This is a genomic window from Pseudophaeobacter sp. 1A09344 (genome assembly GCF_041008745.1).
Taxonomy (GTDB): Bacteria; Pseudomonadota; Alphaproteobacteria; order Rhodobacterales; family Rhodobacteraceae; genus Phycobacter; species Phycobacter gallaeciensis_A.
In genome coordinates this window covers 245,931-269,587 of record NZ_JAXGFS010000005.1, presented here as the reverse complement: position 1 = coordinate 269,587, position 23,657 = coordinate 245,931, and the positions used below count along the sequence as shown (strand labels likewise).

General features: G+C 61.1%; 19 protein-coding genes. 11 read left to right on the top strand and 8 right to left on the bottom strand.

What is annotated here, in order from left to right:
• Positions 1 to 18 precede the first annotated feature (18 nt).
• Together SM765_RS11270 and SM765_RS11265 are read left to right on the top strand one after the other, a co-directional pair.
• Complete coding sequence (locus SM765_RS11270) at positions 19 to 708, top strand: helix-turn-helix transcriptional regulator (protein ID WP_082996106.1); 690 nt, start codon at positions 19 to 21, stop codon at positions 706 to 708.
• Positions 705 to 1,202, top strand: coding sequence for a hypothetical protein (locus SM765_RS11265; protein ID WP_274837826.1), 498 nt, complete (start codon positions 705 to 707; stop codon positions 1,200 to 1,202). Before SM765_RS11270 ends, SM765_RS11265 begins: the two co-directional genes overlap by 4 nt.
• 61 nt (positions 1,203 to 1,263) lie before the next feature.
• Here SM765_RS11265 and SM765_RS11260 read toward each other — a convergent pair whose 3' ends face one another.
• The 3 genes from SM765_RS11260 to SM765_RS11250 all read right to left on the bottom strand — a co-directional run bounded on the left by SM765_RS11260 (position 1,264) and on the right by SM765_RS11250 (position 4,052).
• Positions 1,264 to 2,412, bottom strand: coding sequence for an aminotransferase class V-fold PLP-dependent enzyme (locus SM765_RS11260; protein WP_274837825.1), 1,149 nt, complete (start codon positions 2,410 to 2,412; stop codon positions 1,264 to 1,266).
• 64 nt (positions 2,413 to 2,476) lie between these two features.
• Positions 2,477 to 3,148: an amino acid ABC transporter permease gene (locus tag SM765_RS11255; protein ID WP_065272818.1), complete on the bottom strand. Its 672-nt coding sequence runs from the start codon at positions 3,146 to 3,148 to the stop codon at positions 2,477 to 2,479.
• A 94-nt stretch (positions 3,149 to 3,242) separates the two neighbouring features.
• The gene (locus SM765_RS11250) at positions 3,243 to 4,052 is read right to left on the bottom strand and encodes an ABC transporter substrate-binding protein (protein ID WP_274837824.1); all 810 of its coding nucleotides are present in this window, start codon (positions 4,050 to 4,052) and stop codon (positions 3,243 to 3,245) included.
• 180 nt (positions 4,053 to 4,232) lie between these two features.
• On the opposite strand from SM765_RS11250, the gene SM765_RS11245 reads away from it, so the two are divergent.
• From SM765_RS11245 to SM765_RS11230, 4 genes are all read left to right on the top strand, one after another.
• Positions 4,233 to 4,895 (top strand): GntR family transcriptional regulator, encoded by a 663-nt coding sequence (locus tag SM765_RS11245; RefSeq protein ID WP_065272820.1) that lies wholly within the window; start codon positions 4,233 to 4,235, stop codon positions 4,893 to 4,895.
• Positions 4,896 to 4,948: 53 nt separating this feature from the next.
• Positions 4,949 to 5,731, top strand: coding sequence for an amino acid ABC transporter ATP-binding protein (locus SM765_RS11240; RefSeq protein ID WP_274837823.1), 783 nt, complete (start codon positions 4,949 to 4,951; stop codon positions 5,729 to 5,731).
• 200 nt (positions 5,732 to 5,931) lie between these two features.
• A complete protein-coding gene (locus SM765_RS11235; RefSeq protein ID WP_274832856.1) occupies positions 5,932 to 7,689 on the top strand; it encodes a methyl-accepting chemotaxis protein in 1,758 nt (585 codons plus the stop codon).
• A 293-nt stretch (positions 7,690 to 7,982) separates the two neighbouring features.
• Positions 7,983 to 10,808, top strand: a complete 2,826-nt coding sequence (locus tag SM765_RS11230) for a Hint domain-containing protein (RefSeq protein WP_274837822.1) — start codon at positions 7,983 to 7,985, stop codon at positions 10,806 to 10,808.
• Positions 10,809 to 10,810: 2 nt separating this feature from the next.
• On the opposite strand, the gene SM765_RS11225 is transcribed toward SM765_RS11230, so the two are convergent.
• Together SM765_RS11225 and SM765_RS11220 are read right to left on the bottom strand one after the other, a co-directional pair.
• Complete coding sequence (locus tag SM765_RS11225; RefSeq protein ID WP_274837821.1) at positions 10,811 to 12,241, bottom strand: sensor histidine kinase; 1,431 nt, start codon at positions 12,239 to 12,241, stop codon at positions 10,811 to 10,813.
• Positions 12,242 to 12,244: 3 nt separating this feature from the next.
• Positions 12,245 to 12,943, bottom strand: coding sequence for a response regulator transcription factor (locus SM765_RS11220; RefSeq protein WP_165832690.1), 699 nt, complete (start codon positions 12,941 to 12,943; stop codon positions 12,245 to 12,247).
• Positions 12,944 to 13,148: 205 nt separating this feature from the next.
• Between SM765_RS11220 and SM765_RS11215 the strand changes: the two genes are divergently transcribed.
• From SM765_RS11215 to SM765_RS11195, 5 genes are all read left to right on the top strand, one after another.
• The gene (locus tag SM765_RS11215; RefSeq protein WP_274832860.1) at positions 13,149 to 14,405 is read left to right on the top strand and encodes an ABC transporter substrate-binding protein; all 1,257 of its coding nucleotides are present in this window, start codon (positions 13,149 to 13,151) and stop codon (positions 14,403 to 14,405) included.
• A 112-nt stretch (positions 14,406 to 14,517) separates the two neighbouring features.
• Positions 14,518 to 15,390, top strand: a complete 873-nt coding sequence (locus SM765_RS11210; RefSeq protein WP_065272826.1) for a carbohydrate ABC transporter permease — start codon at positions 14,518 to 14,520, stop codon at positions 15,388 to 15,390.
• Complete coding sequence (locus SM765_RS11205; RefSeq protein ID WP_274830197.1) at positions 15,383 to 16,270, top strand: carbohydrate ABC transporter permease; 888 nt, start codon at positions 15,383 to 15,385, stop codon at positions 16,268 to 16,270. The genes SM765_RS11210 and SM765_RS11205 overlap by 8 nt, the downstream gene beginning before the upstream one ends.
• A gap of 10 nt (positions 16,271 to 16,280) precedes the next feature.
• Entirely contained in the window at positions 16,281 to 17,393 is a 1,113-nt protein-coding gene (locus tag SM765_RS11200) for an ABC transporter ATP-binding protein (RefSeq protein WP_274835108.1), read from the top strand.
• A 440-nt stretch (positions 17,394 to 17,833) separates the two neighbouring features.
• Positions 17,834 to 18,547 carry a trypsin-like serine peptidase gene (locus SM765_RS11195; protein WP_274835107.1) on the top strand — a complete coding sequence of 238 codons (714 nt, stop codon included), beginning with the start codon at positions 17,834 to 17,836 and terminating at the stop codon, positions 18,545 to 18,547.
• Between the two features lie 166 nt (positions 18,548 to 18,713).
• Here the strand turns inward: SM765_RS11195 and SM765_RS11190 are convergent, their stop codons facing one another.
• The 3 genes from SM765_RS11190 to SM765_RS11180 all read right to left on the bottom strand — a co-directional run bounded on the left by SM765_RS11190 (position 18,714) and on the right by SM765_RS11180 (position 23,622).
• Complete coding sequence (locus SM765_RS11190; RefSeq protein WP_065272830.1) at positions 18,714 to 19,886, bottom strand: HlyD family type I secretion periplasmic adaptor subunit; 1,173 nt, start codon at positions 19,884 to 19,886, stop codon at positions 18,714 to 18,716.
• Positions 19,883 to 22,183 (bottom strand): ATP-binding cassette domain-containing protein, encoded by a 2,301-nt coding sequence (locus tag SM765_RS11185; RefSeq protein ID WP_274837820.1) that lies wholly within the window; start codon positions 22,181 to 22,183, stop codon positions 19,883 to 19,885. The genes SM765_RS11190 and SM765_RS11185 overlap by 4 nt, the downstream gene beginning before the upstream one ends.
• 140 nt (positions 22,184 to 22,323) lie before the next feature.
• Positions 22,324 to 23,622 carry a TolC family protein gene (locus SM765_RS11180; RefSeq protein WP_274830193.1) on the bottom strand — a complete coding sequence of 433 codons (1,299 nt, stop codon included), beginning with the start codon at positions 23,620 to 23,622 and terminating at the stop codon, positions 22,324 to 22,326.
• Positions 23,623 to 23,657: the final 35 nt, after the last annotated feature.

The window sequence follows — 23,657 nt, the reverse complement described above, 5'->3', positions numbered from 1 at the left end:
GGGTTGTGGAGTAGTGTTATGAGTGTAAAGTCTATTACGATCCTAGGCGGGGGGGCGACCCTGTCCGAACAATGTGCCCGTGTGATCAAGCAGGAATATGCGGGTGTTCAGCTCATTCGGCTGAAGAGCATCGACCAGTTGAAGATTCTCGAACATTCCGAGGGCATGACTGTTCCCGGTCCAACCTCCCTTGCGCTTGTCGAGCAGGAGGTCATCGAAGAGGATATCGAAAAGGGCCTTGAGGCCGTCAAACTGCTGGCTCCAAAACGGGTGGTTCTGGCCTATCACGACGATGATGTCGCGGCCGAGTTCTACCGGCACGTGCGCGGACGGCAGGAGCTAGGCCGTTTTGGGTTCCTGCCGATGAACCTGCAGCTTGATTGCTGGCTGTCGATGCTGCGGTTGCTGATTCTTGATCAGGGCTGCGTTCCGAACGCGCTATTGGCCAAGGTGCGGCCTCAGGCATCTTCCCGGGTGAGCGAGCAAGTCACCGGCGGCTGCCGCTGCGCCGACGCGAACCTCACTCCGCGCGAGAACGAGATCCTGCGTCTTGTGGCGCGGGGCAAGCAGAACAAGCTGATCGCGGCCGATCTTGCGGTTTCGGAGCACACGGTGAAACTGCACATGCACAATATCATGAAGAAGCTGGGCGTGCGGAATCGGACCGAGGCTGCCGGGCTATACTTTAGTGAGGCTAGGACCGGATGACCCTGGCGGCCGATCAGAACTTTTCTCAGTTGCTGATGTTGATCGGTCGCCTCAACTACACCTGGACCAATACCGAAAGCCTTTTCATCCACCTGATTGCGGGGCTGACCGGCACGGATACCGAGGCGGCGCTGATCATCTTTCTGACGCTGAATACCACCCGCGCCCGGGTCGAACTGGTTGAACGGCTGGTGAAGCTGGAACGCTGCGACCCGGAATTGCGACGCCGGGTGCTGGAGGCGAGCAAGCTGATGATGCGGCAGTCCGCTTTGCGCAACCGCTATAACCACTGCATCTATTCCTTTGACAAGGACGCCGGTACGGCGCGTACGATCCTGATGCGCATTTCCGATCGCAAGGACCGGCTGAAGATCGGGCAGACAAATGATGTCGATGATCGCGCGATCGAAGAGATCGAGCGCACGATCGTTACGCTTCAGGACGTCAACAGCACCATCTGGAAGATCGTTCAGGATTACGGGTTTCCAACCTGACAGGGCGGACCCGGGCCACCACCGCATCCGTAGACGCGGTGGCGGTAAGGCATGTGTGGTGTCAGGCGGCCTTTGCCAGCAGGCTGCCAAGCGCCTCCAGGGCACGCGAAACGCCTGCTTCGGTGGTGATGGTTCCCGGTGACATGCGCAGGATCTGACCGCGTGCATCCATATAGATCTGCTGGGCACGTAGCTGCTCCAGCACCTCCGGCGCCGGGGTATCCTGCGGCAGAGAGACCATCAGGCTGCCACCACGCTTGTCCGGATCCAGCGGGCTGGCAAGTCTCAGGCCAAAAGAGGTGAGCCCGTCGCATAGCTGCTGCGACAGGGCACGGTTGTGGGCCACGAACGCCGCATCGTCCTGCTGCATCCGCCATTGCAGCGCGGGCAGGCTGGCGATGGCAGGCAGGCAGGAGGGGGTACCATTGTCGAACCGGCGCGCATCTGGGGCAAAGGAAAAGGCATCCAGTGCCCAGGAGAACGGGTTGTCCTGCGAAAACCATCCACGCAGGTCCGGCTCACACTGTGGCAGCAGGCCCTCATCCACGTAGATAATACCGGCACCTGGCGTGCCACAGAGCCATTTGAGGCTGGTAGAAATCACGAAATCGGCCTTGGGTTTGGCCACGTCATAAGGCAGCAATCCGGCGCCTTGGGTGATATCGACGCCGATCAGGCTGCCCATCTTGCGGCCATGGGCAGCCAGACGTTCAATGTCGCTGCGGTGTGAACTGGTGGAGCTGATCCAGGTGAGCAGGGCCAGACCGACGTTTTCGTCCCATTCGGCCAGAATATCGTCATCCTCGACCCAATGGGCGCCTTGCCGCATGGCAACGGTCTGCAGGTCGAACTCGTAACGCTCCGAAAGACCGCTGAGCAGGAAATGCAGCGACGGAAAGCCATCCTCGGCCACCAGGACCTTTTTGCCTTTCAGTGTTTCGGCAGGCAGGGCACCGATCACCGACATCAGTGCGGCGGTCACGTTCTCGGACGTGGTAAGGGTGCCTTGCGGCGCCTTGATCAGTTGTTCCCAAAGGTCGATGAACTGCTGGCGCTTGTGCAGGATCTCGCCCCATTGTCCGTCGTCGAAGGCGGCCCAGGTCTGGGCAAAATCAGTCAGCCCGCGGGACAGGTCGGCCTCTTTTTCGGGGTAGTGGCCGATGGAATGATACAACAGGTAGGCGTCGCCGCCGCCGGAAACTGCGGACATGGTCTTCTCCGTGGAATGGGATTGGGCGCCGGGGGCGCCGGGATTGGGATGGCTCAGCCGGGGATTAGCGGTAGCCACGTTTATAGTGCTGTTCGAGCCAGCTGGTGAAGCGGACCAGGGGCCACAGGAACGCGGCATAGATGGCCGCAGCCAGCAACAGCGGGGTCGGGTTGGCAAACAGCGCCTGCGCATCGGTTGCCTGTTTCAGCAGGTCATCCATCGCCACCACCGAGGCCAGCGAGGTGTCCTTGATGATGGCAACACAATATGACGCCAGCGGCGGGATCATCATGCGAAAGGCCTGCGGCAGCACGACCTTGCGCATGGTGGTGAGAAACGAAAGGCCAAGCGCCTCGGAGGCTTCGAACTGGCCCTTTGGCACCGCTTCGATGCCCGCGCGCACCACCTCGGCGGTATAGGCGGCCAGCACCAGTGACAGGGCGATGGTGGCCGCGACGAAAGAAGAAAAGACGATCCCGGCAAAGGGCAGGGCGTAGTAGACGAGGATCAGCACCACCAGCACGGGGATCGCGCGCAACAGGTCGATGTAAAAGGTGGCCAGCAGCCGGAAGGGTTTCGCGGCATAAAGCCGGACCAGACAGATCAGCACGCCAAGGCTGCCCCCCACCACGATCGCGGAAGCGCCCAGAAGCAGCGTGTTCAGCAGGCCGCGCATCAGGATGGGAAAGGCGCGCTGCATCACGTCCAGATTGAAGAAGATATCGAAAATTTCCATGTGATACTCTGCTGTCTGTAGGACGTCGGACCAAAGGGTTGGCCCGGCAGGCGCAGCGTGGGTAGTCGATCCCATCCCCCGCTGCGCCCAACGTTTAATCTGCCGAGGTCGGGACCGGCAGTGGGGTCACGGTCAGGCTGTCGGCCTTGGGCGCAACGTGGAACCATTTCTCGTAAAGCTTCGCCATGGTGCCATCGGTCTTCATCTCTGAAATCGCGTCGTTGAAGGCCTTAAGGCGTTCCGATCCCTTGGGCATCATGATGGCGAATTTGTCGCCGGTCGGGATCTCGGCCGCAATGGACAGGCCGGTCATGTGTTCCTGATTGAAGGCATAGCGCAGGCCGACGATGTCATTGACGGCCGCGTCGATACGGCCGCTGCGCAGATCCGTCAGCATATTGGCCGTGCTGTCGTAGCTGGAATAGGACGCATAGCCGATTTCACCTTCGCGCTCTTTCAGCCAGTTTTCAGGGAAGGAGGTCGCGATGGATCCGACCCGCTTGCCGCCAAGGTCCGCAACGCTGGCGATGCCTGCGCCGTCCTTGGTCCCCACACCCAGAGCGCCGGAAAAATAAGGCTGGGTGAACGATTGCGCCTCAAGCCGTTCGTTGGTGATGGTGAGCGAGGAAATCACCGCGTCCACCCGGCGCGATGCGGTAGCGACGAAAAGCGCCCGGAAGTCCAGACCGCTGATCTCGGCTTCGGCGCCGATGCGAGAGGCGATTTCGTTGATGATGTCGACCTCGAAGCCTTCGAACTTGCCGTCTTCGTTCTTGTACTCCCAAGGCGGGTTGGCCGGGTAAGAGCCGATCTTGAGTGTCTCCTGCGCGGTTGCCGCAAGGCCGGATACCGCGACCATGGCCGCTGCGGCCAGTCCGGTAAGCATTCGAGTTCTGAAAGTCATGGGAAACCCCTTGTTGAAGCAAGCTGCGCGGTTGATTGGGCTCCGCGCTTATCGTCTACGGTAGTCAGAATCAGTATACGGCTTCAAGCTTTTATTTTAAGCATAAACCTTTTCAGGCCTTATATGGCTGTGTATAAAGGGGTTAGTTTGTTGTTTCTGTATACGAAAGTAGGGGCGCACATGTCGGATACACCCAAGCGGCACATGAAGGATGTGATCTATGATGCCTATCTGGGGCGCATTCAGCGCGGTGAGCTGACCCCCGATGACCGTCTGGTGGATACCGCCATTGCAGCGGAGTTCGAGGTGTCGCGGATGCCGGTGCGCGATGCCCTGATGCGGTTGACGCACGAGGGCTATCTGGCAAGCACCACCCGGGGCTTCACTCTGCCAACGCTGGAGCCGCGACAGATTCTGGAAATCTTTGAATTGCGACGCCTGTTGGAGCCCCGGGCTGCTGCGCTCGCCACGCACGAGCTGACGGCTGATGATTTCGAGCGGATGCAGCAGGCTGTTACCCTGTCTGAAAGCACGCTTGAGACAGGAGACATAGAGGCGCTCTACCGCGCCTCCGAGGATATCCGGCGGACCTGGGTCATGGCGGTTCCGAATGCCGAGCTGCGCGACACGATCCAGCGCTACATGGTGCAGATACAGGCGGTCCGCATGGCAACCCTGCGCGACACCCAGGCGCACCGGGTACTGGTCGCCTTTCACCGCCGCATGCTGGAGACTTTCAAGAGCCGCAGGAGCGCGGATGTGGAGCTCTTGCTGATGCGTTTCGTGCTGGCCGGGGAGGATAGCTACCTGCGGGTATCGGGCCGTGAGGCGGACACAGAATGAACCACCGGCGCCACAGCGCGCGCCGTACTTCAAAGGCTTTTCAGAGGCAGAGCATGACCAATCCGACACTGACCAATCCGGCACAGATTGAGACGGGCGAAGAGGCCGTGATCCAGATTTCCGGTCTCAACAAATGGTATGGCGACTTTCACGTGTTACGGGGGATCGACCTGACGGTGAAGAAGGGTGAGCGGATCGTCATCGCTGGGCCATCAGGATCGGGTAAATCCACGCTGATCCGCTGCATCAATCGGCTGGAGGCCCATCAGGAAGGGCAGATTGTCGTCGATGGCACCGAGCTGACCTCGGATTTGAAGAACATCGGGCAGGTGCGGTCCGAGGTTGGTATGTGTTTTCAGCACTTCAACCTGTTCCCGCATATGACGATCCTGGAAAACTGCATTCTGGCGCCAATGTCCGTGAGGGGCCTGTCGCAAGAAGAGGCCGAGGCCACTGCCCGCAGTTTTCTGGCAAAGGTGCATATCGAGAACCAGGCAGAGAAATATCCGGGGCAATTGTCCGGTGGTCAGCAGCAGCGGGTGGCCATCGCCCGGGCCCTGTGCATGCGGCCCCGCGTGATGCTTTTTGATGAGCCGACGTCGGCCTTGGACCCTGAGGTCATTAAGGAAGTTCTGGACACCATGATCGAGCTGGCAGAAACCGGAATGACCATGGTTTGCGTAACCCATGAAATGGGATTTGCCCGGCAGGTGGCGGATCGGGTGATCTTCATGGATGAGGGAAAAATAATCGAGGAAAACACGCCAGAGCTGTTTTTTTCTGCGCCACAACACCAACGGACCCAGGGTTTCCTCAACCAAATTCTTGGCCATTGATGGGGGGGCGTCCGGTTGCTCAGAAAACGGAATGAATGCGGAAAATTGAACCTGTTTTCCTTTTGTTTCACCTTTCCAGAGGGGCGGGGGTAACCGGATATACATTAATTTTACCTAGCGTGAAGATCTCCAGGGCGTGTGTTGTCCTGCAACAGCACGGCTATGAGCGCTCTGTGAAGGCTCCAAATAGGTAAGTAACTATGCACCGTTTCTCTCTGCGCACTCAGGTTTTCTTGTTGGGCGGCACCTTTGTTGCCATGCTTGCGGCCATCGCCGTGACATCCTGGCTCGTAAGTAACCGTCTCACCGAAAGCATCTATCAATCCCGCCTCGTGGTCGCTCAGCTGAAAAGCCTGGACGACATGAAAGAAGATATCGAACAGGGGCTGGCTGATCTTCTGGCCTATACCGGCGGCGATAATGCCGGTCTGGCCGGTCTGCGCGGCAACATCGAAGAGGTCGTTGCCGAAGTCGAAGCCGCCAAAGGTCGTTTCGTCGATGTTTCCATCGCCAGCGCACGGCAACCGGATGTCTTCAAGACCGTGATGACTCTGACGCCGACCTTGGACAGCTTTGCCGCAACGACCGCGGCTCTTGAACGGGCTGCACCCGAAGAACGGCGGGATCTGGCCTATGCCGAGATCGTTCCGGCCATTGCCCTCCTGCGTGATACCGTGAATGGCCTGCAAGACACGATGGGTGAGCGCACACAGGCGGTCGAAGCCGAAATCACTCAACTGATTGAGCGCAGTCGGCTTTTGCAGCTCGGTATCAGTGTTGCCGCCATGGCCGGTGCTCTGATCATGGCGCTGGTGTTCGGTGTGCTTCTTAGTCGTCCCATCGTCGAAGCCGCTCGTGCGGTGAAGCGGCTGATGGACGAGGATTACAGCAGCGAAATCGCGGATACCCATCGCGGCGATGAAGTCGGGGAGATTGCCCGCAATCTTGCGGGGCTGCGTGACCGGCTTGCCGAAGCGCAGGTGACCGAGCAGAAAAACCAGCACGAGAATGCACGCCGGGTGGAATTGTTCCAGATCCTCAGTTCGTCGATGGCGCGACTGAAGGGGGGTGACATGCAGCAGCGCATCCCCTCCGGGGACTGGGTCGATCTGGGTGAAAGTTATGAAATGCTGTGCATCGACTTCAACGATCTAGCCTCGGCGCTGGGCGATCTTGTCGAGGAATTGCGGATCAGTGCCGGCGCTGTGGATCAAAACGCCCGCAGCCTGTCCTCGATGTCCGATGAAATGTCGCAGCGTGCCGAAACCCAAGCCGCTACTCTGGAAGAATCCGCTGCCGCGTTGGAGCAGCTGTCGGCCAGCGTACAATCGGCTGCAGAACAGGCACAGGCTGCTGATCAGCAGGCCAAGGCCGGGCGCACCCGCGCCGAAAGCGGTGGTCAGGTCATGCAGGAGGCCAAGGCGGCGATGAGCTCGATCGCAGAAACCTCGGAAAGCATCACCAAGATCATCACCGTCATCGACGATATTGCCTTCCAGACCAGCCTGCTTGCGCTCAACGCTGGCGTCGAGGCTGCGCGGGCGGGTGAAGCGGGCCGCGGTTTCGCTGTTGTCGCCTCCGAGGTGCGCGGCCTAGCCCATCTGGCGGCCAAATCGGCCAATGATATCAAGGAACTCGTCGGCAGCAGCGCCAAACAGGTTGCAGAGGGCGAACGCCTGGTAGAGGCAACCGGTGATACGCTAAGCGAGATCGTCAAGAGCGTCACCGAGGTTTCCGAGCTGGTGTCCTCCATCGCCTCCTCTGCAACTGAACAGGCCTCGGGCCTGCAGGAGATCAACGTCGGCGTTGCACAGCTGGATCAGGTCACGCAGCAGAACGCGGCCATGGTCCACGAAACGATCGGGGCAAGCCAGAAAATGCAGAGCGAATCCTCGCGTCTGACCGACCTGTTACAGCGTTTTGCGGGCACTTCGGACGCGGAACAGCAAGCCGCCTGAGCGTCGGCTTGGCGATGCGAGCCTTGTTAAAGCGAGACACCCCGGCAGCTGCGCAGGCTGTCGGGGTGTGTATTTCGGGGAAGCGCCGCAAGCGGCATCTCAGAACCTGTGATGAGCCGGATCTGCCCCTACGCAGTGCCGATGGATACTGAGCCGAATACAAAGACCTTGGCGCTGATTTACGTTTTTTTACCGACATGTCTGTAGATGTTGCCGCTGGTGCTACTGCGGACCTTTGTAAACCGTTTCCTGTACTGCCTCTGACCCGAACCGCATGAGAATGAGAAAACACCATGGCTGAACCAGACTGGTTATCCGACCTCGTTGCATCCCTTACCGGCGGTAAGGGTAACGACCACATGGGCGGCACCACCGGCGATGACACGATGAGTGCCGATCTCGGTGATGATACGGTTGCCGGTGAAGAGGGTGATGATGTCATCGACGGCGGTGGCGGCGACGATATTATCTTTGGCGACATGGGCGACGGTTTCGACCAGGGTATCGATGCCAGCCCGTTGGAGCTGAAGCTCAGCAACCTTCAAAGCGTGTCTCACGATGGCTGGACCGGTTCTTCTGGCGACAACGCCGTTTTCAGCGATATCGCAACCCTGGAGGACGGCAGCACGGTCTGGGGAAGGTTGGTTCTGGTCGAGAAATCCAACCCGAACATGTGGGTCGAATTCGGCTATGCAGAGGGCGCAGAGGTCTTGCTGGACGGTGATCAGCCGGGCGACCGGGCGACCTTCCGCCTGGAATTCTTTGACCCGGTTACCGGCGACCCGATCTACCTGAATTCGACTGCGACATTCAACGATGTGGATGACAACAGCTACGCGGGCGATGCAGAGGCGGTCATCATTGATGGCAACAGCTTCACCTCCTTCGGGGTGTCGGCGGATTCCTCGCTCAACACCTCGATCGACGGAAATATGGTCACCGCGACCGGGACTGAGCTGAACGATTACACCGATCAGGACGCCTGGTTCTCGGCCGGCTTCGAAGACCGTTCCTCGATCGAGTTCACCCTGCAAACGCGCGACGGCCTGGCCGGTTTCACACTATCGGGTGATGTGATCGACGATGCCGTCGTCACCACCATCGAACAAGGCAATGACACGGTTCTGGCAGGTGATGGTAACGATGTGGTCTTTGGCCAGGGTGGGGATGACTCCCTGTTCGGGGAGGAAGGTCATGACAGCCTTGATGGCGGGGCTGGCAACGATTTCATGGAAGGTGGGATCGGCAACGACACTCTGATCGGCGGGGATGGTGCGGATACGCTGGCCGGTGGCGATGGCGACGACTACATCGAAGGTGGCCTTGGCAACGATTACATGACCACCGGGATCGGCAATGACACGCTGATCGGTGGCGAAGGCGATGACACGCTTAAGAACTCGGCCGGGGATGACAGCCTTGTCGGCGGCGTTGGCAACGATAGCATCGTTGCGACCGATGGCAACGATACCTTGGAAGGCGGAGAGGGCAACGACACCCTTTACGGTGGCAATGACAACGACAGCCTTGACGGTGGTACCGGTGACGATTCCATGGATGGCGGCACCGGCAACGACACGCTGATCGGTGGCGATGGCGCGGATACGATCGCGGGTGGTGATGGCGACGACTACATCGAAGGCGGTCTTGGCAACGACTACCTGACCACGGGTCTTGGCAATGACACGCTGATCGGCGGCGAGGGCGACGATACGCTCAAGAACTCGGCCGGGGATGACAGTCTTGTCGGCGGCGTCGGCAACGACAGCATTGTTGCAACCGATGGCAACGATACGCTGGAAGGCGGCGACGGCAACGACACGATGTACGGTGGCAACCACAACGACCTGCTTGTAGGTGGCGCCGGGGATGACCTGATGTTCGGTGAGGCCGATGCGGATGTCTTTCAGATGTCCGACGGCTTTGGCAATGACACCCTCACGGGCGGCGAAGCCGGGGTTGACTACGACACAGTCGATATGTCGGCTGTCACTACGGGCGTTTCGGTTACCTACACTGGCAATGAAGCCGGGACGATTACCGACGGCGCCGACACGATTACCTTTTCCGAGATCGAAGCGCTGACCCTGACGGATCAGGCCGATGTGGTTGATGCTTCGGCGGATGCTAGCGGCGTGAAGATCGATTCCGGCGCGGGCGATGACACCATCAAGATGGGTGCCGGGGATGATTCCATCACCAGCGGCGCCGGCTATGACCAGATGGTGCTGACCACCTCGGGCGGCGTCGATACCATTGGCGACTTCGACATGGGGGACGATGACAGCGACTCGTTCTTCAACGACCAGCTTGATGTTTCGGAACTGACCGGTGGCACCGGGCCGGATGGGGCCATTCGCACGATTGATGTCACCGTCACGGACGATGGGTTCGGCAACGCGCTTTTGTCTTTCCCGGGCGGTGAGAAACTGGTGCTGAGCGGCGTTGCCCCCGGGGATATCTCATCCCATGCCCAGCTGATGTCTGCGGGCATTCCCTGTTTCACGCCAGAGGTCCTGCTGGCCACCAGCCGCGGCGCTGTGCCTGCCGGGCGGATCCGGGTGGGGGATTTGCTGCAGACCGCCGACAACGGTTTTCAGCCGGTGATCTGGGTCGGTAAACGCGAGTTGAGCCCGGCCGAGCTGGCGCTGCGACCGGAGCTGCGCCCTTATTGCCTGCGCCCGGATGGCTTGCTGCGGCCAGAGCGACCGATGCTGTTGTCGCCGCAACATCGCCTGCTGGTCAACCGCCGCACCTTTGGCCAGGAGACACCGTTTGGCGAAAGTTTTCTGTCGGCGAAATTGCTGGCAGAGGTCGACGAGAATTGCGGCCAGCTCTCAGAGGTGACGGGACCGGTCACCTATGTGCACTTGATGACCGAGCGGCACGAGGTGATCTTTGCCGAAGGCATCGCGACCGAAACCTTCTGGCCTGGCCCCGAAGCGATCCGCGGGCTCTCTGCCGAGGATCTGCGCGAACTGCTCTATCTCTTCCCTGAACTGGCCGCCGTGCACGGTCTTACCGGCGAAGAGGGCCGCGGATATGTTCGCACCGGGTATGGAGATCTGGCACGCCAGTCCCTGAAGAGGCGGGACCTGCAACACCTGCCAGCCGCCTGATGTCACTCTGGCAGGACTGGTCCCCGCATTAGTCGCAGGGTTGCCTTTAGCCCGGTCCGGGTATTCTCGACGAAGAGCTCGCCATTGTGCAGCTCGGCGATTTCCTGAGCAATCGCCAGCCCCAGCCCAACGCCGCCACCGCCGATATGCCCGCGCGAAAAAGGCCGCAGCATGGCGGCAATCCGGTCCGGCGGGATGCCCGGTCCGTCATCCTCGACAATGACATCAAGCGCCTCGGATCCGGCACCGGATATCGACACCGAGACCTCGGTGCCATAGGTCAGCCCGTTGTCGATCAGATTGCTGAGCGCGCGGCGCAGCTTGTCCGGCTGCCCCTGCATCAGGCTTTGCCCGCCGGTGTATATGTCTACCGGAGCACTGCGGCCAAAGACGGTGGGAACCCCTGGCAGGCGCAGGGGCGGCTGGCCCAGAAACCGCACCGCGCGCCCGGTGTCGCGATAATCATCCACCAGGCTTTCGACGAGGCTCGCCAAGGCGAACTGGTGGCTCTGTTCGCTTTGGTGGCGGATGCTCAGCAGATCAAGGGCACCGTCGATGATTCCGGAAATCTCGTCCAGATCGGCGCTGAAGCGCTGGTGCAGCTCTTCATCCTCCAAGAGTTCGCTGCGCAAGCGCAACCGGGTGACGGGCGTGCGCAGATCGTGCGAAATCGCCGCCAGTCCGCGCACCTTCTGGGCCTGCTCCTCGGCAAAGCGTTCCTTCAGCAGATCAATGCGGTCGCGTACCTGAATGGCCTCGCTTGACGCCAGTGGCGGCAGCTTTGCTGGATCGCGCCGGGCCAAAAGCCGGAAGGGCGCCGCAAGGTTCAGCGCCAGCGGGATGATGGCGGCCATGCCCAAGAGGAAACCCGCAAGCCCGATCAGCGCGACCTTTGTTTCTTCCAGACGCGGACGCCACAGGCTGGGGGCGGCAATCGACAGCACCGTTCCGTCAGATTGGAACAGCGACAGGGTGGCGCCGCTGTCCTGGCGGGTGATCGCGCGCGAGAGGTCGCCCAGACGCCGTTCTGGCGATTGCGGTTCACTGGCGGCGCGCAGAATGTCCGGCAGTTTCGGCGGCGTGTCGAACACAGCTGCGGCACGCAGGCGGCGACCGTCGAGGATCAGGATCAGCGGCACCGTATGGGCGGCCTCGGCGGTAAAGCCGCTGGGCGTGCGCTGCCATTCATAGGGCGGCAACCTGCCCGACGCTGCACCATCGGACCCACTTGCCTGCCGCAGGATCTGCAGCATCGCAGGCCCCGAGGTTTCGGCGATCAGCAGCGCAGAGCGGCGGTCAAAGATGCGGTAAGAGGTCCAGCCCGCCACCACGATCCCGGCCACAAAGGACAGCGCCACCAACAGCGGCAGGCGCTGGGCCAGCGATCCGGGCAATTGCCCCAGACCCTGGATCAGGAGGGAGCGGAGCCGCATCCGTCAGCCGCTGACCGGCGCCGAGAACTGATAACCCCGGTTGCGCACGGTCTTGATGAAATCCGCGTCCGGCGCGGCGGCCGAGAGTTTCTTGCGCAAGCGGCTGATCAGGATATCGACACGCCGGTCCTCGGGGCCAAGCTCGACACCAAAGATGTCGCGGCCGATCACATCGCGCGACACCGGATCGGGCAGGGCGGAAATCAGCGCCGTGATCAGTTGGTACTCGGTTGAGCTGAGCGGCACCAGCATGCCCGCGGGGCTGTGCAGCTTCTGCCGCGCGCAATCCAGCATCCAGCCGGAGAACCGCACCTGTCCCGTGAGCATGCTACGCTCGCCGGGTCCCTTGCTGCGCCTCAGCAGCGCGTTCATCCGCGCCAGAAGTTCGCGGGGATTGAAAGGCTTTTCCAGATAGTCGTCTGCGCCCAGTTCCAGCCCGATGATGCGTTCGGTGTCGCCTTTTATGGCCGAAAGGATGATCACCGGCACCTCTGATCGTTCGCGCAGCCAGCGGCACAGCGACAGCCCGTCCTGCCCCGGCAGCATGACATCGATCACGTAGATGTCGAACTCCTGCGGCGCCAGTTCTTGCGCGGCTTCGGCGGAGGCAGAGACGCGACAGTCAAAACCGCGGCCTGACAGATAGGTGGACAGAAGATCGGAAATCTCGCTGTCGTCTTCGACAATATGCACGCGGGGCACGGGGCAGGGTATCCTTGGTCGTATGTTGGAACCATCATCATAGCGGGGCCAACGGCAGGGTATGTAACAGTTTGTATCGTATCGGTCCTGACTGTGTGGAAGAACGCAACAAATCGCAACAAATTGAATGGACCGCGCGGGCACAAGGTCCGGTAGAGTGACCCATCAGGTGCCTGAGGAGACAGGCACGATCTGGGAGGAAATTATGAAAACAGTTGCAAAGGCGCTTTTGGGCGCTGTTTCGATGCTGGCCGTGACCGTTGCCGCGCCCGCGATGGCTGAACCCAAGGCCGAGGTGCTGCATTACTGGACATCCGGTGGTGAGGCAAAGGCGGTTCAGGCGCTTCAGGAAGCTTTCAAGGCGCGCGGTGGCACCTGGGTCGACGCGCCGGTCGCTGGCGGTGGCGGCGATGCGCAGGCTGCAGTGCTGCGCGCCCGCGTGCTGGCGGGTGATCCCCCGGCTGCGGTGCAGATCAAGGGCCCGAACATTCAGGAATGGGCCGAGGCAGGCGCGCTTGGCGATCTCAACGCTGTTGCCGAAGCGCAGAACTGGGACAAGGTGCTGCCCGAAACCATCCAGAACATCGTCAAATATGATGGTCAGTACGTGGCCGTTCCGGTCAACGTGCACCGGGTCGACTGGATCTGGGCCAACCCCGAGGTTCTGGCCAAGGTCGGCGCCGATGTGCCCAAGACCTGGGATGAATTCAACGAGACCGCAGAAAAGCTGAAGGCTGCTGGGATCATCCCGCTGGCCCATGGCGGTCAACCCTGGCAGGATGCGACGGTCTTCGAAACCGTGGTTCTGGGCGTCGGCGGCATTGATTTCTACCAAAAGGCGCTGGTTGATCTCGATATGGAGGCGCTGGGATCGGACACGATGGTCAAGGTGTTCGACCAGATGCGCAAGATGCGCGGTTACGTGGACCCCGATTTCCCGGGCCGCGACTGGAACCTAGCGACAGCCATGGTGATGCGCGGCGAGGCTGCGATGCAGATCATGGGCGACTGGGCCAAGGGCGAATTCGCCGCGGCGGGTCTGGAACCGGGCAAGGATTACATCTGCGCGTCGACCCCGTCCGATGGCGGTTACCTTCTGAACTCGGACAGCTTTGCCATGTTCAACGTCAGCGGTGATGACAACGTCGAAGGGCAGGCGCTGCTGGCCGAGCTGATCCTCGGCACCGACTTCCAAGAGACCTTCAACCTCTACAAAGGATCGATCCCGGCCCGCACCGATGTGCCGCGTGGCGAATTCGATGCCTGCGCGATCAAATCCATGGACGACATGGTCTCGGCGGCCGAAGGCGGCACGCTGATGGGCTCTATGGCGCATGAAATTGCGCAGGCCGGCGCCATCCGCGGTGCCTTCATCGACGTGGTGACCGCGCATTTCAATTCGGACATGTCCTCAACCGAGGCGACCGAAAAGCTGGTGAAATCCATCAAGCTGGCGATGTAAGCCACTGCGCTGCATGATCTGCTGCGCGGCCCCGACAAAACTGGGCCGCGCAGCGTCACCTCCCGCAGTCTAGCGAAAGAATTCCGTTGTGACCCGTCCCTCTGCCACTGTGATGGACCGTTTGGCACGCCTCTTGCCGCAGATTGTTGTGGCGCCGGGGTTTGCGGCGATCCTGTTCTTTGTCTACGGCTTCATCCTTTGGACCGGCTATATGTCGCTGACCAAATCGAAGATGCTGCCGAATTATACCCTGACCGGGGTCCGCCAGTACGAACGGCTGTTCCAGATGGACCGCTGGTCGGTGGCCATCGACAACCTGTTCGTTTTTGGCGCCCTTTTCATCATCGCGGCCATCGTCATCGGCTGCCTTCTGGCGGTATTGCTGGACCAGAAAATCCGCGCCGAAGGGTTCATCCGCACGATCTACCTGTATCCGATGGCGATTTCCTTCATCATCACCGGTACTGCCTGGAAATGGATCATGAACCCCTCGCTGGGGCTGGAAACCGTGGTGCGCAGTTGGGGCTGGGAGAGTTTCCGGTTCGGCTGGATCGTCGATGAGAACCTTGCGGTCTACGCGCTGGTAATGGCCGCCGTCTGGCAAAGCGCCGGTTTCGTGATGGCCCTGTTCCTGTCTGCCCTACGCAGCGTCGATCAGGACATCATCAAGGCGGCCAGCCTTGATGGCGCTTCTCCCTGGCAGATCTACCTGCGCATCATACTGCCCTCGATGCGCCCTGTTTTCATGAGCGCGGTGGTGATCCTGGCGCATCTGGCGATCAAGAGCTTCGATCTGGTAGTGTCGCTGACCGGCGGCGGGCCGGGCTACGCCTCCACACTTCCGGCCAACTTCATGTACGAAATGACATTCCGCCGCAACGAGATCGGGGTCGGCGCGGCTTCGGCCATGGTGATGCTGGCAACGGTTGCCGCGATCATGGTGCCCTATCTCTACTCCGAGCTGCGAGGCAAAAAACATGTCTGATCACCTGAGCCTGTCCACGGCGCGGCCCGGCCAGCAGATGCTGCTGCGAGGGCTTCTCTGGGCCGTGCTGATCCTGTTCGCCGTCTGGTTTCTGCTGCCTGCCTATGTGGTGGTTGGTACCTCGATGAAAGAGCTGGAAGAGATCCGCAGCGGATCACTGCTGGCCCTGCCGCACGAGCTGAACTTTACCGCTTGGCGCCACGCCTGGAGCGAGGCTTGCATCGGCGTCGAATGCACCGGGCTTGAACCCTATTTCTGGAACTCCGTGCGGATGGCCCTACCTGCGGTGGCGATTTCGACCCTCTTGGGGGCGCTGACCGGATTTGCCCTGACCAAGTTCCGCTTTCGCGGCGCCAATCTGGTGTTTGCCCTGATCCTGTTCGGCTGTTTCGTACCGTTTCAGGTGGTGATCCTGCCGATGGCGCAGACGTTGGGACGGCTTGGCATCACCAACACGGTCTACGGGCTGATCCTGGTGCATTCGGTCTATGGCCTGGCCTTCACCACGCTGTTCTTCCGCAATTATTATGTCACCATCCCGGATGAGCTGGTGCGTGCGGCCACCATCGACGGCGCCGGGTTCTTCACCATCTTCTGGCGGATCATTCTGCCGCTGTCGCCGCCGATCATCGTGGTCTCGGTCATCTGGCAATTCACCCAGATCTGGAACGACTTCCTGTTCGGGGCCAGCTTTACCACCGGCGGCGCACAGCCCGTCACCGTGGCGCTGAACAACCTGGTGAACACCACCACCGGGGTCAAACAATACAATGTGGACATGGCGGCGGCGCTGATCACCGCAGCTCCCACGCTTTTCGTATATATCGTCGCGGGCCGCTACTTCGTGCGCGGACTTACCGCTGGCTCGGTCAAAGGATGAGGATAGTCACATGGCGTCTCTGACAATCAACAACGCGGTCAAGCGGTACGGCACGGTCGAAGTCCTGAAAGGCGTGTCGATCGATCTTCAGGATGGAGAGTTTCTTGTGCTGCTTGGTGCCTCGGGCTGCGGGAAATCCACGCTGCTCAACATGATCGCCGGGCTGGAAAGCGTGACTGAGGGCGAAATCAGCATCGGCGGGCGCGTGGTCAACGATGTGCACCCCAAGGACCGCGACATCGCCATGGTGTTCCAGTCCTACGCGCTTTACCCGACCATGACGGTGGCACAGAACATCGCCTTTGGACTTGAGATGCGCGGAATGCCCAAGGCTGAGCGCAAGGAGCGGGTGTTGGAGGTCGCGAAGATGCTGCAGATGGATCACCTGCTGGACCGCAAACCTGGCCAATTGTCCGGCGGTCAGCGGCAGCGGGTGGCCATGGGCCGGGCGCTGGTACGCGATCCCGAGGTGTTTCTGTTTGATGAACCGCTCAGCAATCTGGATGCCAAGCTGCGACTTGAGATGCGCACCGAGATCAAGCGCCTGCACAAGCGGCTCAATGCCACCATGGTCTATGTTACCCACGACCAGATCGAGGCGCTGACCCTGGCGGACCGGATCGCCATTCTTAAGGATGGTGAGGTACAGCAGCTGGCCAGCCCTGCGGAAATCTACGAGCAGCCCGCGAATATGTTCGTGGCCGGGTTGGTCGGATCGCCGCCGATGAACTTCATCGAGGTGGTGCCGCAGCCTTCGGATCGCGGTCCGGTGGCGGAAATCACCGTGCGGGCAGAAGGGGTGGATCAGACCGTTGTCCTGGACCTTTCCGCCCATGCCGCACAGCTTGAGGGACGGATGGGGCAGAAACTGGTTCTGGGGCTGCGCCCCGAGATGATCACCCAGTCCTCCATTGCAGCCTCGGGGCAGGTGGTGCCCTGCGAGATCGACGTGACCGAGGCGACCGGCGCAGACACGCTTTGTGTTCTGACCTGGAACGGGAAGGAAGTGCTGGCGCGCGGGACCTCAGGCTACGCCATGATCCTTGAGGGCACCATGGACTTTGCCATCAGCCTGGAGCGGGCGGTGCTGTTCGACCCGCAGACTGGTGCACGCCTCGGTTGATTTTTCCCTGCAGCGCCTCCCGCCGGTCCATGTTGCGATATCTTAACGCAATGCGGCGGGGGCGTGGCACGACCGCCTGAACCCGGCCCGTTAAACGGGGTGGAAGCGGGCCAAGATTCGCCACATTCCCCGCGATTCACCCCCGGATTCGCGACTTTATTGACAAGAAGTTTCCCCTCACCCCCCTATTTCACGCCCTATAGACGAAGAATTCACTCATATTTTTTGGGCGTTTGACTAAAATTTTCGGACAATCCGCAAGCTTTGTTAGGCTTTTCCAAAGGAATTGTTCATGCTGAAGAGGGAAAAGCCGGGGGGTTAAGGGTTTGTTTACCGCGTCATATTCTGTCCATCATTTCGTCCAGTCCACGCAAGATTGAGCCGCATTCCAGCCGCAGGCCTCCAACAGGATGCAGGTGTGGAAAGTGGAGTGGATGACAATGAGACTAAGAGCTGCGATAGCGGCGGTCTGCCTGTCTTTCGGGCTGTCCGGCGGCGCCGAAGCCGATGAGCTTCGTCCAAGCGTCAATTCGATGCCGGGCTGGGAGGCCGTAGGCCGTCTCAATATTGCCGGGCGAAATATGTGCACCGGATCCCTGATTGCGAATAACCTTGTGCTGACGGCGGCCCATTGCCTGTTCGATCCGTCAACAGGGCGCAGGGTAGACCCCAGGACAATCAAGTTTGAAGCTGGCCTGAACGGACAACGGGTGAAGGCGTCGCGAACTGTAACCAAGGCGGTTCTGCATCCGGGTTACCGGACCGGCAACGGCGGCGTGGCGCAGATCGGCAGCGATCTGGCGGTGCTGCGGCTCAATAACCCGATCAGTGCCCGCGAAATCCGGCCTCTGGACCTGTCGTGGCATGCCGACCGGGGGGATGTGGTCGGGGTTCTGTCCTATTCGCATACCCGGGCGACCAGACCCAATCTTGAGCGTGGATGCCAGGTGCTGGCGAAACAGCACCAGACGTTGGTGATGTCCTGCCGGGTTGATTACGGCGCTTCAGGCTCTCCGGTGTTCGAGGTTACCGCAGGTCACGCGCCACGACTGGTGTCGGTGATTTCATCAAAGGCGGCCATCGGATCCAGACGGGTGTCCCTCGGCTCGGTTCTGGACGGCACGCTGCGGACATTGATGCAACGGGCCGGTTGATCCGGAATCCGTGCCTGCGCGCGAAAAGAAATTTCGCGTATGCCCGCCTGCAGAACGAGGTCGGCACTTGCGCAGAGGGAAGACCGGCCAAGGTAGGTCACCTATGGGACAGATGGTCCCGAAATATTAGATCCATACAGATATGCGCGGCAAAGGCGCCGCAATCTTAGGGCTCGCGAAACGCTTCACGTGATTTGTAGAGCGGTTTGAGAAGGTAATTCAGCACCGTCTTGGAGCCGGTCTGAAGTTCTGCCGTTGCGCGCATGCCGGGGCGGATCTCGATGGATTGCTGGCGTTGGGTGAAGCCGGATCTGTCGACCCGTACAGTCACCCGGTAAAACGGTTCTGCCCGCGGGTTGCGATCATCCTCGAAGGTATCCGCCGAAACAAAATCCACTTTCCCCTTCAGCGCGCCATAGATCGTATAGTCATAGGCCGACAGTTTGATCGTGGCGTCCTGGCCGGGTTGCACGCTGGCGATGTCCTTGGGGTTCACACGGGCTTCGACGAACAGCTCTTCACCCAGCGGGATGATCTCGAAAATCTCTTCACCGGGGCGCACTACGCCGCCGATGGTGGTTACAGCCAGGCTGTTGACGATGCCCGACATCGGCGCGGTGATGATGGTCCGGTTCAGCTGGTCCTGCGCCAGACGCAGCTCCTGGCGTAGCGAGGCCAGCTTACGCAGGGCTTCGGAGTATTCCTCGGCCAGGTCCAGCTCGTTCTGGGTGCCGATTTCATTGTATTTGGCCGCGGCATCGGTGGCCGATTTCTGCGCCTTGTTGACCTCAGTCAGGGCCACGATGTTGGTCTTGTAGAGACGTTTCAGGTTCTCCAGCTCCTCGTTCAGCTGGGTCATGATGGCATGCGCGCTTTCACGGCGGCTGTTGAAATCCGTCTGGCGCGCCTTCAGCAGCGCGCGTTCAGAGGCCAGAATCTCAGGAGAGCGCTGGGTCAGATGGGCCGGGACATTGAACTCAAAAGCGCCACTCATCTCTGCCTCAAGCCGGTATTGCTTGATCTCCAGCGCGTCGATCTGCTCCTGCAGTTCATCAGCGGCAGCACGGAATTTTGTGTCCTGCAGCTTGCCCAGCACCTGACCGGCCTGCACCACGTCGCCCTGGCGGACGAACAATTCGCCCAGAATGCCGCCTTCGAGGTTCTGTACGATCTGCGCCCGGGACGAGGATACGACCTGGCCTTCACTGCGTACGATTTCATCGACCGAGGCAAAGGCCGCCCAGGTGAGGAAGATCACCAGCGCCGCCCCAACCAGATGAATGATCCGGCTTGAACTGCGCGAGCTTTCCATCAGGTCAAAGTGGCTGGTGGCTGTCATTTCTTATCTCCCGCCGCAAGATGGGCAAGTACCTGATCGCGGGGGCCATCCACGACCATGCGCCCGGCCTGCAGGATCAGGGTCCGGTTGGTCAGCGACAGGATCGGCATCCGGTGGGTCGCGATGACTGCTGTGCGGCCCTCCAGCCAGCTTTCCAGGCGGCTGACCATGGTGCGCTCCAGCGTCTGGTCCAGCGCCGCCGTCGGTTCATCCAGCAGGACAACCGCAGGGTTTTGCAGCCACAGGCGTGCCCAACCGATGGACTGGCGTTGGCCGATCGACAGGCCGCCGCCACCATCGCCGATTTCCAGATCCAGCCCCTTGTGGTGGCTGCGCACAAAGGCGCCGAGTCCGGCGAAATCCAGGGCCTCCATCAGGCGGCTGTCGTCGCGTTCCAGCTGGCCAAGGTTCAGGTTGTCGCGCAGGGTGCCCGCCATCAGGCGCACATCCTGGCTGAGATAGCCGATGTTGCGGCGCAGATCGCGCGGGTCGATCTGGCTGATGTCGGTGCCATCGACCATCACGCGGCCTTTTTCAGGTGCGTAAAGACCGGACAGCAGCTTTAGCAGAGTGGATTTGCCGGAGCCGTTGACGCCAAGGATGGCGACACGTTGGCCGGGCAGGATCGCCACGGCGGGCACGTCCAGCGTCGGGGCGGCATCGGGATCGTAGCGGAATACCACTTCGCGCAGGTCGAACCGGCCCGTGAGGGTATCGCGGCGCAGATAGCTGCGCTGGCTGTCGTTTTCCTGGGGCGCGGTGGCGATAGCCTCCAGCCCTTCGAGGGCGGCCTTGACGTTGCTCCAGCGCGCCAGCGTGCCGGCAAACTGCGTCAGCGGTGCCAGCGTGCGGCTGGTCAGGATGCCGGTGGCGATGATGGTGCCAACGGTGAATTCCCCGGCAAACACCATCAGCGTGCCCAGCACCACGGCGACTATATAGGTGGCCTGTTGCACACCTTGAGACCAGTAGGTGAGGGCGCTGGACAGGCGGCGCTGCTCGGTCGAGGAATGGGAGGACAGCACGTTCAGTTCATCCCAGAGCCGCAGAACCCGGTCCTCGCCGCGCTGGGTTTTCAGAGTGTCGAGTTCGGTCACCACCTCGTGCAGCAGGCGCCCGGCCTTGGCATTGGCGCCTTGGGTCTGACGGGTGAGGGCGATCATGCGTTTCTGCATGAAGTAGGCCGGCAGCAGCATCAGCAGCCCGCCTAGCACGATCACCCAGACAATCGGCCCTGCGATCGAGGAAACCAGCAGCAGGAACACCGCGATGAAGGGAATGTCGGCCAGCGTCGAGATGGTCGAGGAGGTGAAGAATTCACGGACCGAGCCGAAATCGCGCATCGCGGCAAACAGGCCTGAGGGCGGCAGGGGCTTCTTGTCCGAGCGCATGCCGATGATCCGGCGCATCAGACTGTGCTGCACCGAGAGTTCGATCTGGCGGCCTGCGGTATCCGTCAGTCGGGCACGGGCCACTTTCAGAAGCGCCTCCAGCATGATGGCCAGAAAGGCGCCGATGGCGAGAACCGACAGCGTTGCATGCGATTGGTGCGGCACGACGCGGTCATAGACCTGCAGCGAAAACAACGCGACCGAGACGGCAAGCACGTTGGCCACCAGCGAGCCAAGCATGATTTCGCCCACCTGGCGGCGATATTTGGGGAATTCGCCCCAGAACCAATGGCTGTTTTCCAGCTGCGGGGTATGGCGTGCGGCCATTTGCGACACGGAGGCACGGGCAGTCAGAACCTGTCCTGTGAAATAGGGGCTGAAGTCGCCAATGGGGACTTCGGTGCGGTTATCGGGGCAGCTGGTGTCATAGATGGTCAGGATCTGACCGGTCTGCTCCAGGACCAGAACGCATTGCCCGCCTTGCATCATCGCCAGTGCGGGCCAGAGGCCGGGGGTGATTTTCTTCGTCTTTTGCAGCCGGGCCTTGAGCCCTGCAGAGCCGAGCGCCTTGGCGAGAACATTGGGCGAGGTGTCGCCCTTGCCGTCGCGCCAGAGGAAGCTGGCAATATCGCTGGTCTGAGTTTCGGCGCCTTTGAGGGCGGCAAGCGTGGAAATCAACTCGGCCCGGTGCCGGATCCGCTCATCAGCACCGGCGGCCGGTGCTTTGGTTGCCTGTTCGGCGGCACCATCGGCATTTCCCGGGGCGATCTCCGGCTGCAGCGGCGCATCTTCAGCAGTGTCGCCCAACGGCGCGGGGGTAGGGGCGCCGGTTGCGGCTATCTGCATGTCTACGGGGTGCAGCGGCAGCGGGTCGGCTGCCGGTTCCAGCGCAGGGCTGACAGTCATCGGCTCCGGTGCAGAGGCGGTGAAGGGGGGAGGGGACAGAGATGCAGACAGCTCCGGAGCAGGGGAGATCGGCACCGGCTGTGCCGGGGGCTCTGCGTTGGCCGCCTTCTTGGGTCTTCTGAATTTTCCGGGGAACCTGATCATATTTTAGTCCCATCTGCCAACAGACCCATATCCCGCGACAGTTCCAACTGGATCAGGATGACTTCGTATTTGGCTTCGATATGTGCCTGTTCGCGGCGTATCAGCTCTTCGTAGATGGAGACGACCTCCATCACCGGGCGCTGACCGGCTTCGTATTGAGATTTGAACAGCTTATAGGTTTCGCGGCTGGCACGGGCGAGGGCAGCGGTTTCGCTTTCTTGCCGGATATATGAGGCAAGACGCTGCATCTGCCGGGAATAGGTGCGGCGGGCGTCTTCCTGGGCCTCGCCAATGGTGCGGCGGGCGGCTTCCTTGCTGGCTTCGAGCGCCTTAAGCGCGGCAGGCGTGCCAAGGCCAAGAGGTGTCGCCAGATCAAGGGTCAGACCGGCGCCGGACCCATCGGTGGTGGCGTTCCCGGCAGCAGCGATCTGCGGCAACAGGCCCGCGCGGCCAGCCTTAGCCTCGGCAATCGCGCGATCGGCTTCGGCTTGGGCTTTCAGCACGTCCAGAAAGGCGGTCTGTTGCGGCGGGGTGCCAAGATCCATACGGGCAGGTTTTTCCGGGAACCTTTGACCGGTCATGGCCTGAAGCTCGGCCCGCGCGGTGGCGGCGGCGTCCTGCGCGGTGGCCCGCGCCGTGCGCAGCCCGCTGATCTTGCTGTCCACCACGTTGAGATCGGACTGATCGTTCAGCCCGCCATCTACACGGCCTTTCACGATGCGGCGGAACTCGCTCATCTGGCGGATGGCGCGGTCCAGATAAGCGGCCTTTTCGTCGCCGCGCAGACCTGCAGAGTATAGACCAACTGCAGTCTGGACCCGCGTGTTGATGTCGATTGACAGATTGACCGCTGCGACCTCGACGTCGGCGGCGGCAAAGGCGCGTTCTGCCTTGCGGCGGCCATTGTCGAATAGGATCTGTTCGATCAGGATCCCGGCCACCAGATCGCCAAGGTCCGTCAGGCTGACAGAGGGACCGATGGTGGGCAGCCAGTTCTTGGATTTTGCCTCGGCGCGCAGTTTGGCGCTGATCAACTCGGCTTCGGAGGCGCGGGAGGACGCTTCGATCGCGGCATCCCCAACCCGGCGATAGACGCTGTTGGGTTCCAGCAGGGACTTGCGCTGCATCAGGGCCGAAATCACCTCGGAGCTGTTCTCGCCCTCGGTCTGCGCAAAATTGCTGGAGGTTCCGGCAACGGCATCGTCACCGCCGCCCAGCAGGAACGGCGATTGCTCTGCGCAGGCCGACAGGCTGCACAACAGCGCAATCACTCCAGCGGATCGTCCCAAGTGCATCCTGCCCTTTGCCCTTCTTCTGCGTCGCCGGTTTT

Bases quoted from the DNA above. Each gene is read 5' to 3' on its own strand.
- SM765_RS11230 (WP_274837822.1), top strand. From the start codon at position 7,983: ATGGCTGAACCAGACTGGTTATCCGACCTCGTTGCATCCCTTACCGGC.
- SM765_RS11235 (WP_274832856.1), top strand. From the start codon at position 5,932: ATGCACCGTTTCTCTCTGCGCACTCAGGTTTTCTTGTTGGGCGGCACC.
- SM765_RS11225 (WP_274837821.1), bottom strand. From the start codon at position 12,241: ATGCGGCTCCGCTCCCTCCTGATCCAGGGTCTGGGGCAATTGCCCGGA.
- SM765_RS11205 (WP_274830197.1), top strand. From the start codon at position 15,383: ATGTCTGATCACCTGAGCCTGTCCACGGCGCGGCCCGGCCAGCAGATG.
- SM765_RS11195 (WP_274835107.1), top strand. From the start codon at position 17,834: ATGAGACTAAGAGCTGCGATAGCGGCGGTCTGCCTGTCTTTCGGGCTG.
- SM765_RS11190 (WP_065272830.1), bottom strand. From the start codon at position 19,886: ATGACAGCCACCAGCCACTTTGACCTGATGGAAAGCTCGCGCAGTTCA.
- SM765_RS11210 (WP_065272826.1), top strand. From the start codon at position 14,518: ATGGACCGTTTGGCACGCCTCTTGCCGCAGATTGTTGTGGCGCCGGGG.
- SM765_RS11180 (WP_274830193.1), bottom strand. From the start codon at position 23,622: ATGCACTTGGGACGATCCGCTGGAGTGATTGCGCTGTTGTGCAGCCTG.
- SM765_RS11265 (WP_274837826.1), top strand. From the start codon at position 705: ATGACCCTGGCGGCCGATCAGAACTTTTCTCAGTTGCTGATGTTGATC.
- SM765_RS11255 (WP_065272818.1), bottom strand. From the start codon at position 3,148: ATGGAAATTTTCGATATCTTCTTCAATCTGGACGTGATGCAGCGCGCC.
- SM765_RS11270 (WP_082996106.1), top strand. From the start codon at position 19: ATGAGTGTAAAGTCTATTACGATCCTAGGCGGGGGGGCGACCCTGTCC.
- SM765_RS11245 (WP_065272820.1), top strand. From the start codon at position 4,233: ATGTCGGATACACCCAAGCGGCACATGAAGGATGTGATCTATGATGCC.
- SM765_RS11240 (WP_274837823.1), top strand. From the start codon at position 4,949: ATGACCAATCCGACACTGACCAATCCGGCACAGATTGAGACGGGCGAA.
- SM765_RS11260 (WP_274837825.1), bottom strand. From the start codon at position 2,412: ATGTCCGCAGTTTCCGGCGGCGGCGACGCCTACCTGTTGTATCATTCC.
- SM765_RS11250 (WP_274837824.1), bottom strand. From the start codon at position 4,052: ATGACTTTCAGAACTCGAATGCTTACCGGACTGGCCGCAGCGGCCATG.
- SM765_RS11185 (WP_274837820.1), bottom strand. From the start codon at position 22,183: ATGACTGTCAGCCCTGCGCTGGAACCGGCAGCCGACCCGCTGCCGCTG.
- SM765_RS11200 (WP_274835108.1), top strand. From the start codon at position 16,281: ATGGCGTCTCTGACAATCAACAACGCGGTCAAGCGGTACGGCACGGTC.
- SM765_RS11215 (WP_274832860.1), top strand. From the start codon at position 13,149: ATGAAAACAGTTGCAAAGGCGCTTTTGGGCGCTGTTTCGATGCTGGCC.